Genomic DNA, 12830 nt, shown 5'->3' with positions numbered 1-12830 from the left:
CAGATGGCGCGGCGCACCATCAGTTCCTTGATCTTGCCAATCGCCATCGTGGGGTTCAGGCCCTTGGGGCACACGTCCACGCAGTTCATGATGGTGTGGCAGCGGAACAGGCGGTACGGGTCTTCCAGGTTGTCCAGGCGCTCGGCGGTGGCTGCATCGCGGCTGTCGGCAATGAAGCGGTAGGCCTGCAGCAGGCCGGCGGGGCCCACGAACTTGTCGGGGTTCCACCAGAAGCTGGGGCAGCTGGTGGAGCAGCTGGCGCACAGGATGCACTCGTACAGGCCGTTGAGTTCTTCGCGCTCTTCGGGCGACTGCAGGCGCTCGCGCTCCGGGGCCAGGCTCTCGTTGATGAGGTACGGCTTGATGGAGTTGTACTGCTTGAAGAACTGCGTCATGTCCACGATCAGGTCGCGGATCACCGGCAGGCCGGGCAGCGGCTTGAGCACGATGGTGCCCGGCAGGGTATTCATGTTGGTCAGGCAGGCCAGACCGTTCTTGCCATTGATGTTCATGGCGTCGGAGCCACAAACCCCTTCGCGGCAGGAGCGGCGGAAGGACAGCGAGGGGTCTTGCTCCTTGAGCTTGACCAGCGCGTCCAGCAGCATGCGCTCATGGCCGTCGAGCTGGATCTCCACGGTCTGCATGTAGGGCTTGGCGTCCTTGTCCGGGTCGTAGCGGTAGATTTGGAATGTGCGCTTTTGCATGTTTCGTCTCTCGTGGGGCTACTGGTTAGAACGTGCGGACCTTGGGGGGCACGCTGTCCACCGTCAGGGGCTTGAGGTTGACCGGCTTGTAATCCAGGCGGTTGCCTTCGCTGTACCACAGGGTGTGCTTCATCCACTCCTTGTCGTTGCGGCCCAGCGGGAACTCAGCGTGGTCGGCGGGGTGCTCGTAGTCGTACACCGTGTGGGCGCCGCGGCATTCCTTGCGCGCAGCGGCGGACACCATCGTGGCCTGGGCCACTTCGATCAGGTTGTCCACTTCCAGCGCTTCGATGCGGGCCGTGTTGAACACCTTGGACTTGTCCTTGAGCGTCACGCCCGCCACGCTGGCACGGATGTCGGCGATCTTCTTCACGCCCTCGTCCATGCCGGCCTGGGTGCGGAACACGCCGGCGTGCTGCTGCATGGCCGCGCGGATGTTGCCCGCCACGTGCTGTGCATACAGGCCATCGGTCGACTTGTCGAGCTGGTTCAGGCGCTCCAGCGTGCGGTCGGCCGCGTCCTTGGGCAGGGGCTTGTGCTCCTTGTTCTTGTTGTTGAACTCGACGATGTGGCGGCCGGCGGCCTTGCCGAACACCAGCAGGTCCAGCAGCGAGTTGGTGCCCAGGCGGTTGGCGCCGTGCACCGACACGCAGGCGCATTCACCCACCGCGTACAGGCCATTGACCACTTCGTTGTGGATGCCATTGGCTTGGCGCACCACTTGGCCGTTGATGTTGGTGGGCACGCCGCCCATCTGGTAGTGGATGGTGGGCACCACGGGAATCGGTTCCTTGGTGATGTCCACGTTGGCGAAGTTGACACCGATCTCGTACACCGAAGGCAGGCGCTTGTGGATGGTTTCCGCGCCCAGGTGGTCGAGCTTGAGCAGCACGTAGTCCTTGTTGGGGCCGCAGCCTCGGCCTTCCTTGATTTCCTGGTCCATCGAGCGGGACACGAAGTCGCGGGGTGCCAGGTCCTTCAGGGTGGGCGCGTAGCGTTCCATGAAGCGTTCGCCATTGCTGTTGAGCAGGATGGCGCCTTCGCCGCGGCAGCCTTCGGTCAGCAGCACGCCCGCGCCGGCCACGCCGGTGGGGTGGAACTGCCAGAACTCCATGTCCTGCAGCGCGATGCCGGCGCGTGCGGCCATGCCCAGGCCGTCACCGGTGTTGATGAAGGCGTTGGTGGACGCCGCGAAGATGCGGCCGGCGCCGCCCGTGGCCAGCAGCACGGTCTTGGCTTCCAGGATGTACAGGTCGCCGGTTTCCATTTCCAGCGCCGTCACGCCCACCACGTCGCCGTCGGCGTCGCGGATCAGGTCCAGGGCCATCCACTCCACGAAGAAGTTGGTCTTGGCCTTCACGTTCTGCTGGTACAGCGTGTGCAGCATGGCGTGGCCGGTGCGGTCAGCCGCTGCGCAGGCGCGTTGCACGGGCTTTTCGCCGTAGTTGGCGGTGTGGCCGCCGAAGGGGCGCTGGTAGATCGTGCCGTCGGGATTGCGGTCGAACGGCATGCCGAAGTGTTCCAGCTCATACACCACCTTCGGTGCTTCGCGGCACATGAACTCGATGGCGTCCTGGTCGCCCAGCCAGTCAGAGCCCTTGATGGTGTCGTAGAAGTGGTAGTGCCAGTTGTCCTCGGACATGTTGCCCAGCGAGGCGCTCACGCCGCCCTGCGCGGCCACGGTGTGCGAGCGGGTGGGGAATACCTTGGACAGCGAGGCCACGTTCAGGCCAGCGCGGGAGAGTTCCAGGGCAGCCCGCATGCCGGAGCCGCCTGCGCCGACGATGACAACGTCGAACTTGCGCTTGGTGATGTTAGCGTTGGTGTAGCTCATTGTTTTATGCCTTCAGTCGCGGGGATCAATCAGAGACGCCACAGAACCTGGATGCCCCAGCCGGCACAGCCGACCAGCCAGACGATGGTGAATACCTGCAGCAGCAGGCGCACGCCCACGGGCTTGATGTAGTCCATGAAGATGTCGCGCATGCCCACCCACACGTGCCACGCCAGGGCCACGATGACGGAGAAGGTCAGCACCTTCATCCACTGGGCAGAAAAAATGCCGGACCACAGGTCGTAGCCGACCGGGCCCTTGGTGAAGATGACCTGCGCCAGGATGACCAGGGTGAACAGGGCCATCAGGCCCGCCGTGACGCGCTGGCTGAGCCAGTCGCGCAGGCCGTAGTGGGCGCCGACGACGACGCGCTTGGAACCGTAATTGACGGACATGGATGTTTTCCTCTCATTCGGCAGCGTGGCGCCGCGGCGCACGCGCTGGGGTGTTGTGGATGGGGTTCAGTACAGGCCGAACAGCTTGGCGCCCAGAACCAGTGCCAGGGTGATGCTCACCACCAGCACGAACAGGGCAGAGGTCTTGCCGAATTCCTTGGTCACCGCGCTGTGGCTCACGTCCATCCACAGATGGCGCAGGCCGGCGATGGCATGGTGCAGATAGGCCCAGATGAGTGCCAGCGCCACGAGCTTGAGGAACCAGCCGGGCACGAAGCCCAGGCCCACGTTGAACGCCGCCTTGAAGCGGCCAAACGAGATCTCGGACGACACCGACGTGTCGAACATCCAGATGATGAACGGCAGCAGCAGGAACATGATCAGCCCGCTGGCGCGGTGCAGGATCGACACCCACCCCGCAGCAGGAAGACGGTAGGTCGGCAGGTCCTTGAAGGCATGAATGTTGCGGAATTCAGGCCGCTTTTTGGCGAGTTCGGTCATGTGTGTGCTTTCGTGGATGTAACTGCTTTGTAATTTCGCGAAGACAAAGAACGCAAAATTCTATTGCAACGCAACACGCGGCACTTTGCTGCAAAGCGAATGCTCCACGTTTGCGCTGGGTTGCCAGCATGGTGTCAGCTCAGTTCGTTACGGTAATGGTGGGTGTCGGTGAGGTACAGGCCGCGCCGTAACTCCATCGGAACGTCGTTGTAGGTGTAGGCAATGCGCTCCACGCTCAGCAGTGGCGTGGTCACCGGCACCTGCAGCAATGCGGCCTGCTCTGCATCGGGCAGCACGGCACGTATTTTCTCTTCGGCACGCACCATGCGCACGCCAAAATCCAGTTCGAACATGGCGTAAGTAGGGCCTTGGTAATTGGCCATCTGCTCCGCTGTCAGCCCCTTGAAGGCCTGGCCGGGCAGCCAGATGTCCTCCAGGATGGTGGGAATGCCGGCAAAGGAGAGCACCCGCCGCGCTTGCATCACCGGGTCGCCGCTGCGCAACGCCAATGCGCGCGCCACGTCGGCACTGGCGCGCACCCGCCGGCAGTCCAGCACGCGCCGCTGCGCGGGGCCTTCCACGCGGGCGTCGCCCGTGTCGGGCATGAGCTTGAGGAAGCGGTACTGCACATGCTGTTCGGCGTGGGTGGCCACAAAGGTCCCCTTGCCCTGGCGGCGCACCACCAGGTTTTCGGCTGCGAGCTCGTCGATCGCCTTGCGCACGGTGCCCTGGCTCACCCGAAACCGCGCGGCCAGCTCCATCTCGCTCGGAATCGATTCGCCCGGTTTCCACTCGCCCTGCTGCAGGCTCTGCAGGATCAGCCCCTTGATCTGCTGGTACAGCGGGCTGAATGCCGGCGTGCCGGGGCCCGCGCTGGCCGCAGACGGTGCGGGATGATCGGGGATGGGCGAGAGCGAGGGCATGGCAATCAGGAGATGGGAGGGCTGCGCACGGCGGGAGGGGCTTGCTCGGGTGCGCAATCATATCTTATATAAGACATAAGACAAATTGACCGAGGCTTGCAATCGGCGGTACACTCCAAGGCTGTTTTTGCGGGGCACGGGCTTCTGGTAACAGGCGCTGGTGCTTGCGTTGCACACCCCTGTTTTCCTCACTTCCTGGAGTTTTCACCATGAGCAAGAAGCCTGTTCGCGTCGCCGTCACCGGCGCCGCTGGTCAAATCGGTTACGCCCTGCTGTTCCGTATCGCCTCGGGCGAGATGCTGGGCAAAGACCAGCCGGTCATCCTGCAACTGCTGGAAATCCCCGACGAAAAGGCACAGAACGCGCTCAAGGGCGTGATCATGGAACTCGAAGACTGCGCCTTCCCCCTGCTGGCGGGCATCGAGGCCCACAGCGACCCCATGCAAGCCTTCAAGGACACCGACTACGCCCTGCTGGTCGGCGCCCGCCCCCGTGGCCCCGGCATGGAGCGTGCCGACCTGCTGGCCGCCAACGCCCAGATCTTCACGGCCCAGGGCAAGGCCCTGAACGCCGTTGCCTCGCGCAACGTGAAGGTGCTGGTGGTGGGCAACCCTGCCAACACCAACGCCTACATCGCCATGAAGTCGGCCCCCGACCTGCCGGCCAAGAACTTCACCGCCATGCTGCGCCTGGACCACAACCGCGCTGCATCGCAGCTGGCCGCCAAGGCAGGCTTCAAGGTGGGCGATATCCGCAAGCTCACCGTGTGGGGCAACCACTCGCCCACGATGTACGCTGACTACCGCTTTGCCACGGTGGACGGCAAGTCCGTGAAGGACACCATCAACGACCAGACCTGGAACAAGGACGTGTTCCTGCCCACCGTGGGCAAGCGTGGTGCGGCCATCATCGCGGCCCGCGGCCTGTCGTCGGCAGCTTCCGCTGCCAACGCTGCCATCGACCACATGCGCGACTGGGCCCTGGGCTCCAAGGGCGAGTGGGTCACCATGGGCGTGCCCTCCAACGGTGAATACGGCATCCCCGCAGGCATCGTGTTCGGTTTCCCCGTGACCACCGAAAACGGCGAATACAAGATCGTCGAAGGCCTGGAAATCGATGCATTCAGCCAAGAGTGCATCAACAAGACGCTGGCCGAGCTGCAAGGCGAGCAAGACGGCGTCAAGCACCTGCTGTAAATCAGGGCCTACCATGCAGCCGACGCCACTGGCCTCGGACCTCCGGGTCGCCGAAGCTTCCGCAGGGAAGCTGGGCGCTGCATCCTTCCCCGCGCCGCGCCATCCCCGCGATGTGCTGCTCGGCGCCCAGGCGCAAACCGGCTTCCTGCCGGTTTGCGACCACTACAGCGGTGTGGAAGCCCGCATGCGCAAGAGCCTGCAGTTGCAGGCAGAAATGGCGCAGGAATTCGGCACTTGCGTCTTTGACGTCACGCTGGACTGTGAAGACGGCGCGCCGGTCGGGCGCGAGGCCGATCACGCCCGGCTCGTCGCCAGCCTGGCGCTGGGCGCTGCCACCGGAGCCCGCGTGGCGGCCCGGGTCCACGCGGTGGACCATCCCGCATTCGCGAGCGATGTGGCCACCATTGGCGGTACGGCCGGCCACCGGCTGTGCCACCTCATGGTGCCCAAGGTGGAGTCGGTCGATGATGTGCTGACCGCCGAACGGGCGCTGCAGCAGGCCGGTGCCGGGCAGTTGCCCCTGCATGTGCTGATCGAATCGCCCGCTGCGGTGCACCGCGCTTTCGAGATCGCCGCGCATCCGCGCGTGCAGAGCCTGAGCTTCGGGCTCATGGATTTTGTGTCCGCCCACGGCGGCGCCATCCCGGCGTCCGGCATGGCGTCGGACGGGCAGTTCACGCACCCGCTGGTGGTGCGTGCCAAGCTGGAGATTGCAGCGGCCTGCCATGCCCATGGCAAGGTGCCCTCGCATTGCGTGGTGACCGAGTTCGCCGATACGGCCGCCCTGCAAGGCGCGGCCAGCCGCGCGTCCCGTGAACTGGGGTACACGCGCATGTGGAGCATCCATCCCGCGCAGATCCGCCCCATCCTGCAGGCGTTCGCGCCGCCCCAGGACGATATTGAAGATGCTGCGAAAATAATAGCTGCCGCCGCTGATGCTGATTGGGCTCCTGTCAGTTTTGACGGTGTGCTGCATGACCGTGCGAGTTACCGTTTTTACTGGCAGGTGCTCGAGCGCGCCCACCGCACGGGGCGTGCACTTCCCCAGGCTGTGCGCCATTGGTTTGGCGCGTCGGCTCCCGTTCCGCAGTGAACTATCCTGACCTTTTTCCCGCAGGACCTCCCATGAAATCTTTCATCGCCTCCGCCCTCATGCTGCTGGCACCGGCCCTTGTTCTGGCGCAAACGCCGGCCAAGCCCGAGGCCAAGGCCGCCGCCAAGCCGGCTGCCAAACACGCTACCAAGTCCGAAGCCAAGACGGCCAAGTCCTCCGACAAGGCGGCTTCGTCCAAGAAGACGACCGTGGCCAAGGCCAAGCACGAAGGCACCAGCAGCCGCACGCAGCTCAAGAGCGCCACCAACCAGGTGGCTTCCGGCATCATCGCCGCCGAGGCGGCGCTCTCGCCCGAGGAGCTGGCCATTGCCGAGCGCGTGCATGTCGGCCGCATCCCCTGCGAACTGGGCGCGTTCGTCACCGTCACGGCCGACCCCGCCGTGCCGGGCCACTTCCATGTGGAGGGCAAGGGCTTCAAGTACTTCATGGCGCCCGTGGCCACCACCACCGGCACGGTGCGGCTGGAAGACCAGAAGGGTGGCGCGGTCTGGCTGCAGATCGCCAACAAGTCCATGCTGATGAACCAGAAGCTGGGCCAGCGCCTGGCGGACGAATGCATGAGCCCGCAGCAGGTGGTGGTGGCCGAGGCCATCAAGAAGAACCCGCCCGTGAGCGTGCTGGAGCCTGTTTCCAAGTAAGGCGGAAGCCGGGCTTGCCGTGGCCCGCTTCGCTGAAGTCTGCGATCCACCCTCACCACAACACGCGCAGTGCGCTGCCGGGCCGCGGCAACCGGCACGGCACCGCACGCCGCCCCACTTTAGAACGCAACCGGAGAAAAAAATGTTGAAAGCCTACCGTGACCATGTGGCCGAGCGTGCCGCCCTGGGCATCCCCCCGCTGCCGCTGGATGCCAAGCAGGTCGCCGAGCTGATCGAGCTGATCAAGAACCCCCCGGCTGGCGAAGACGCCTTCCTGCTGGACCTGCTCACGCACCGTGTGCCCCCAGGCGTGGACGATGCCGCCAAGGTCAAGGCGAGCTTCCTGGCCGCCGTCGCCCACGGCGACATCCAGGTCGGCCTGGTCAGCAAGGCCAAGGCCACCGAGCTGCTGGGCACCATGGTGGGCGGCTACAACGTGCACCCCCTGATCGAGCTGCTGGACGACGCCGAAGTGGCGGGCGTGGCCGCCGAGGCGCTGAAGAAGACGCTGCTGATGTTCGACTTCTTCAACGACGTGGCCTCCAAGGCCAAGGCCGGCAACGCCAAGGCCCAGGAAGTGATGAAGAGCTGGGCCGACGCCGAGTGGTTCACCTCGCGCCCCGAAGTGGCTAAGAAGATCACGGTCACCGTCTTCAAGGTGCCGGGCGAAACCAACACCGACGACCTGTCGCCCGCGCCCGACGCCTGGAGCCGCCCCGACATCCCGCTGCACTACCTGGCCATGCTGAAGAACACGCGCCCTGACGCGGCCTTCAAGCCCGAGGAAGACGGCAAGCGCGGCCCGATGCAGTTCATCGAGGACCTCAAGAAGAAGGGCAACCTCGTCGCCTACGTGGGCGACGTGGTGGGCACCGGCTCCAGCCGCAAGTCCGCCACCAACTCGGTGATCTGGGCCACGGGCCAGGACATCCCCTTCGTTCCGAACAAGCGCTTCGGCGGCGTCACGCTGGGCGGCAAGATCGCCCCCATCTTCTTCAACACGCAAGAAGACTCGGGTTCGCTGCCCATCGAAGTCGATGTGTCCAAGCTCGAAATGGGCGACGTCATCGACGTGCTGCCCTACGACGGCAAGCTGGTCAAGAACGGCGCCGAAGTGGCCTCGTTCGCGCTCAAGAGCGATGTGTTGCTGGACGAAGTGCGTGCCGGCGGCCGTATCAACCTGATCATCGGCCGTTCGCTCACGGCCAAGGCGCGTGAGTTCCTGGGTCTGCCCGCTTCCACCGTGTTCCGCCTGCCCGTGGCGCCCAAGGATTCCGGCAAGGGCTTCACGCTGGCGCAGAAGATGGTGGGCCGTGCCTGCGGCATGCCGGAAGGCCAGGGCATCCGCCCGGGCACGTACTGCGAACCCAAGATGACCACCGTGGGTTCGCAAGACACCACGGGCCCCATGACCCGCGACGAGCTGAAGGACCTGGCCTGCCTGGGCTTCTCGGCCGACCTGGTGATGCAATCGTTCTGCCACACCGCCGCTTATCCGAAGCCGGTGGACGTGAAGACGCACCGCGAACTGCCCGCCTTCATCAGCAACCGCGGCGGCGTGGCCCTGCGTCCCGGCGACGGCGTGATCCACAGCTGGCTCAATCGCCTGCTGCTGCCCGACACCGTGGGCACGGGGGGTGACTCGCACACCCGTTTCCCCATCGGTATCTCGTTCCCGGCAGGTTCGGGCCTGGTGGCGTTTGGCGCCGCCACGGGCGTGATGCCCCTGGACATGCCTGAATCCGTGCTGGTGCGCTTCAAGGGCGAACTGCAGCCCGGCGTGACCCTGCGCGACCTGGTGCACGCCATTCCGCTGTACGCCATCAAGGCGGGCCTGCTGACGGTGGCCAAGGCCGGCAAGAAGAACATCTTCTCCGGCAAGATCCTGGAGATCGAAGGCCTGCCCGACCTGAAGGTGGAACAGGCGTTCGAACTGTCCGATGCCTCGGCCGAGCGCTCTGCTGCCGGCTGCACGATCAAGCTCAACCCCGAGCCGGTCAAGGAGTACCTGAAGTCGAACATCGTTCTGATGAAGAACATGATCGCCGACGGCTACCAGGACGCGAAGACCCTGCAGCGCCGCATCGAGAAGGTCGAGGCCTGGCTGGCCAAGCCGGACCTGCTCGAAGCCGACAAGGACGCCGAGTACGCCGCCGTGATCGACATCGATCTGGCCGACATCAAGGAACCCATCGTCTGCTGCCCGAACGACCCGGACGACGCCAAGTTCCTGTCCGAAGTGGCCGGCACCAAGATCGACGAAGCCTTCATTGGCTCGTGCATGACCAACATTGGCCACTTCCGCGCCGCAGCCAAGCTGCTGGGCGGCCAGCGCGACATCCCCGTCAAGCTGTGGGTCGCGCCGCCCACCAAGATGGACCAGAACGAGCTGATCAAGGAAGGCCACTACGCCGCCTTCGGCACGGCCGGTGCCCGCACTGAAATGCCGGGCTGCTCGCTGTGCATGGGCAACCAGGCGCAGGTGCGCGAGGGCGCGACGGTGATCTCCACGTCCACCCGCAACTTCCCGAACCGCCTGGGCAAGAACACCAACGTGTTCCTGGGCTCGGCCGAACTGTCGGCCATCGCATCGCGCCTGGGCCGCCTGCCCACGAAGGAGGAGTACCTCAAGGAAATGGGCGTCATCGACGCCGACAAGGCCAGCGTGTACCGCTACATGAACTTCGACCAGATCGAAGAGTATGCGGAAGCAGCCAAGGCAACTGCGGCCTGCTAAGCGCCACGCAGCGCGCCATCGCCAAGGCGGCCCTTCGGGGCCGCCTTTTTTTATGTCCGGCGCACGGACAACTGTCATACATTTGTCACCCGGAGGCCCGTATGCTGGGCTCAAAGAACCTGCTTGCGATCCCCTGCGAGATCGTAAGCAGGCTCTAAGAACAAAAACAACAGAGAGGAGGGACCGATGGCTTTCTGGGCGGGTCGTGCGGGGGCGCTGCTGTTCAGTGCGGTGTTCGCCATCGCGTTTGGCTTGGGCGGCTACTTTGCGGGGCTGCGGCCGCTGGGGCACACGCTGCTGGCGGCATGGCAAGTGCGCAGCTGGCAGCCCGTGCCAGGGCAGGTGCTGGACACCGAGTTGCTCCAGCACAGCGGCAGCAAGGGCGGCTCGACCTATGACGTGCGGGCCCACTATCGCTACGAGTTTGGCGGCCGGACCCTGGAAGGGCGCCGGGTCGGCCTGGAGTGGCCAGCGGGCGCCGACAACATTGGCGACTGGCACCAGCAATGGCACCGCCGGCTGCAGCAGGCACGCGACCAGGGGCAGTCCGTGACGGTGTGGGTGAATCCGGCCGATCCGGCCGATGCGCTGCTCGACCCGGCCATTCGCTGGTCCTTGCTGGCGTTCCGTCTACCCTTTGCCTTTGTCTTCACCGGCGTGGGGGTGGGAGCCGCGTGGTTGTTCGGGCGGCTGTTGCTGCAGCGCCAGCGCCCGGAGGGCGCGGAACCTCCATTAGGGCCTGCGGGCCGCGCTGCCGGGCCCACGGTGCGCAGCTCGCTGCAGGGCAGCACGGCCGGAATCTGGGTCTTCGCGCTGTTCTGGTGTGGCATTGCGTTTCCCATGGCGGCAGTGTTCTGGGCGGACCGCAGCGCACCCGGCTGGGCCAAGGCATTCATTGCCGTATTCGTGGCCATTGGCCTGTTGCTGCTTGGCTTTGCCATCGGCCAGGCGCGCAAGGCGTGGCGCTACCGGGGCTCGGCATTCACCGCGCTGCCGCAGCGGCCGCTGGGAGGAAGCCCCGTGGAGGCCACGGTGCTGCTTCCGGAAAGGGCCGGCGCGACAGCCCAGTCGTTGCACCTGCGCCTGGCGCAGTACCGGGTGGATGAGTCCAGTTCGGGATCTCCGGAGCGCCGGGTGGAAGCGGTGGACGCGCGCACCACGCAGCAACCCAACCCGGACGGCGGCACCCGGCTGGTTGCGCGCTTTACGGTTCCGGCGGACGCCCCGTCCCACGGTGCGAAGCGGTCGGGAGAGCGCGTGGATTGGCGGGTGGAGTTGCTCCGGGAGGATGGCGCCGTGGAGCTTTTCTACGATCTGCCCGTGCAGGCCGCGCCCTCTGCTGCCCTGGCAGCCGCGGAAGACCGGTTTGACCGCCGGGCTGCGTGGGCGCGTGAAGAAAGCATTTCCGTGCCGCAAGACTCCGGGCCGGACGCCTCGGCGCCGTTGCCCCCCGGCGTGGCGGCGTCCGAAGGGCCGCAGGGGTGGCAACTGGCCTTTTCCCAGCGTGCCTGGCAGTGGGCCTCGGGTATCGCCCTGTGCCTGCTGGTGCTGGAATGGGTGGTCAACGACCGGCTGGGCGCGCACGGCCTGCTCCCGCCGCGGTCGCTGGGTGGGCTGCTGGCGGCAACCCTGCTGCCGGCCTTCGCCTTGCACGCGGCCACGCGGCACTGGACCCTGCGCGTGCAGGACAGCGGCATCGTGGTGCAGCGAACGTCCTGGCTGTGGACCTCGGTGCGGTCCGTGCCGGGCGATGCAAGCCAGGCACTCGTGCACAAGCAGCTGTACTCCACCGGCAGCGGTGCGCAGGAGCGCCCCTACCACGCCGTGTACGCGCGCGGCCCGTACGGCGCGCGGATTCGGCTCACGCCAGGGCTGGCGGGGGCGGACGCCGCCGTCGCCGTGGGGCATGCGATTGCGCAGGCCTGGCGCGACCGGCGCGGCCAGTTTGCGGCCGGGGGGCTGCGCGCGGGCCGCGACCAGTCCCGCCCCGGCTGGGGCTGGCTGGTGGTGGCAACGCTGCTGGCCGCCCTGTGGTGGGCTCCGCAACGGGATGTGCGCGCCGGCGCGGATGCCACCGCGCCCGGCGGCACGCTGGAAAGCAGCCGCTGGTCAGCCGCGGACAGGCGCCTCATGGATGCGCAGGACGCGGGCGATGCCGCGGCGCTGGAGGCCGCGCTGCGCGATGGCGCCAACCCCAACCTGCTGGCCGACAGCGGATCTTCCGTACTGATGCTGGCCGCCCACCGCGGCCAGCTGGCGCATGTCGAACGGCTGCTGCGCGCCGGCGCGCAGCCCGACCTGCGCCAGACCCGCAAGGACAGCGAGCGGGGCGACACAGCCTTGCTGCGAGCTTTCTATGGCGGCCACCTTGCGGCTGCGCAGCGGCTGGCGCAGGCCGGCGCCAGCCTGCAAGCCCGCAACCGCTGGGACTGGGGCCCCGTGCACATGGCCGCCCAAAGCGGTTGTGTGGCCTGCCTGCAGTGGCTGGCGGAACAGGGGCTGTCCCTGGAAGAGCCCGCTCCCGCGAGCCTGGGCGAAACCCCGGCCATGCTGGCCGCCGCCAAAGGGCAACTGCAGGCCCTGCAATGGCTGCATGCGCAGGGCGTGGACCTCGGGCGGCTTGACCGCCGGGGCAAGAGCGCCGTGGATTGGGCGCGATGGGGCCACCAGGCGGACACGGAGCGGTGGCTCATGGAGCGGCACTGAGGCGGGCCCGCCGCAGTGCCGGCGCGTGCCGGAACCATCAAGGCAGTCCCGAATCAGAACCTGCCAAAAGCACAACAACAAC

The 12830-nt window shown here is 66.3% G+C and carries 10 protein-coding genes; 5 read left to right on the top strand and 5 right to left on the bottom strand.

Annotation, left to right across the window (positions count from 1 at the left end):
- From LWW96_RS15445 to LWW96_RS15425, 5 genes are all read right to left on the bottom strand, one after another.
- On the bottom strand, positions 1 to 704 hold a 704-nt coding region (locus LWW96_RS15445), incomplete at its 3' end, for a succinate dehydrogenase iron-sulfur subunit (protein WP_291488498.1).
- 25 nt (positions 705 to 729) lie between these two features.
- Entirely contained in the window at positions 730 to 2538 is a 1809-nt protein-coding gene (sdhA, locus tag LWW96_RS15440; RefSeq protein ID WP_291488496.1) for a succinate dehydrogenase flavoprotein subunit, read from the bottom strand.
- A gap of 29 nt (positions 2539 to 2567) precedes the next feature.
- Positions 2568 to 2933 carry a succinate dehydrogenase, hydrophobic membrane anchor protein gene (gene sdhD / locus LWW96_RS15435; protein WP_291488494.1) on the bottom strand — a complete coding sequence of 122 codons (366 nt, stop codon included), beginning with the start codon at positions 2931 to 2933 and terminating at the stop codon, positions 2568 to 2570.
- Positions 2934 to 2999: 66 nt separating this feature from the next.
- Entirely contained in the window at positions 3000 to 3434 is a 435-nt protein-coding gene (gene sdhC, locus LWW96_RS15430; protein ID WP_291488492.1) for a succinate dehydrogenase, cytochrome b556 subunit, read from the bottom strand.
- Between the two features lie 134 nt (positions 3435 to 3568).
- On the bottom strand, positions 3569 to 4357 hold the full coding sequence (locus tag LWW96_RS15425) for a GntR family transcriptional regulator (protein WP_291488490.1): 789 nt from the start codon (positions 4355 to 4357) through the stop codon (positions 3569 to 3571).
- Positions 4358 to 4566: 209 nt separating this feature from the next.
- On the opposite strand from LWW96_RS15425, the gene LWW96_RS15420 reads away from it, so the two are divergent.
- The 5 genes from LWW96_RS15420 to LWW96_RS15400 all read left to right on the top strand — a co-directional run bounded on the left by LWW96_RS15420 (position 4567) and on the right by LWW96_RS15400 (position 12748).
- Complete coding sequence (locus LWW96_RS15420; RefSeq protein WP_291488488.1) at positions 4567 to 5553, top strand: malate dehydrogenase; 987 nt, start codon at positions 4567 to 4569, stop codon at positions 5551 to 5553.
- Between the two features lie 13 nt (positions 5554 to 5566).
- Positions 5567 to 6646: an aldolase/citrate lyase family protein gene (locus LWW96_RS15415; RefSeq protein WP_291488486.1), complete on the top strand. Its 1080-nt coding sequence runs from the start codon at positions 5567 to 5569 to the stop codon at positions 6644 to 6646.
- Between the two features lie 32 nt (positions 6647 to 6678).
- Complete coding sequence (locus tag LWW96_RS15410; RefSeq protein ID WP_291488484.1) at positions 6679 to 7305, top strand: hypothetical protein; 627 nt, start codon at positions 6679 to 6681, stop codon at positions 7303 to 7305.
- Positions 7306 to 7447: 142 nt separating this feature from the next.
- A complete protein-coding gene (acnB, locus tag LWW96_RS15405) occupies positions 7448 to 10042 on the top strand; it encodes a bifunctional aconitate hydratase 2/2-methylisocitrate dehydratase (RefSeq protein ID WP_291488482.1) in 2595 nt (864 codons plus the stop codon).
- 186 nt (positions 10043 to 10228) lie between these two features.
- Positions 10229 to 12748, top strand: coding sequence for an ankyrin repeat domain-containing protein (locus LWW96_RS15400; protein WP_291488480.1), 2520 nt, complete (start codon positions 10229 to 10231; stop codon positions 12746 to 12748).
- Positions 12749 to 12830 lie beyond the last annotated feature (82 nt).

Source organism: Acidovorax sp. (assembly GCF_021287135.1).
In the GTDB taxonomy this organism is placed as follows: domain Bacteria; phylum Pseudomonadota; class Gammaproteobacteria; order Burkholderiales; family Burkholderiaceae_C; genus Acidovorax.
This window is presented reverse-complemented; position numbering and strand designations above follow the sequence as displayed.

Bases quoted from the DNA above. Each gene is read 5' to 3' on its own strand.
- sdhC (WP_291488492.1), bottom strand. From the start codon at position 3,434: ATGACCGAACTCGCCAAAAAGCGGCCTGAATTCCGCAACATTCATGCC.
- LWW96_RS15415 (WP_291488486.1), top strand. From the start codon at position 5,567: ATGCAGCCGACGCCACTGGCCTCGGACCTCCGGGTCGCCGAAGCTTCC.
- sdhD (WP_291488494.1), bottom strand. From the start codon at position 2,933: ATGTCCGTCAATTACGGTTCCAAGCGCGTCGTCGTCGGCGCCCACTAC.
- acnB (WP_291488482.1), top strand. From the start codon at position 7,448: ATGTTGAAAGCCTACCGTGACCATGTGGCCGAGCGTGCCGCCCTGGGC.
- LWW96_RS15425 (WP_291488490.1), bottom strand. From the start codon at position 4,357: ATGCCCTCGCTCTCGCCCATCCCCGATCATCCCGCACCGTCTGCGGCC.
- LWW96_RS15400 (WP_291488480.1), top strand. From the start codon at position 10,229: ATGGCTTTCTGGGCGGGTCGTGCGGGGGCGCTGCTGTTCAGTGCGGTG.
- sdhA (WP_291488496.1), bottom strand. From the start codon at position 2,538: ATGAGCTACACCAACGCTAACATCACCAAGCGCAAGTTCGACGTTGTC.
- LWW96_RS15420 (WP_291488488.1), top strand. From the start codon at position 4,567: ATGAGCAAGAAGCCTGTTCGCGTCGCCGTCACCGGCGCCGCTGGTCAA.
- LWW96_RS15410 (WP_291488484.1), top strand. From the start codon at position 6,679: ATGAAATCTTTCATCGCCTCCGCCCTCATGCTGCTGGCACCGGCCCTT.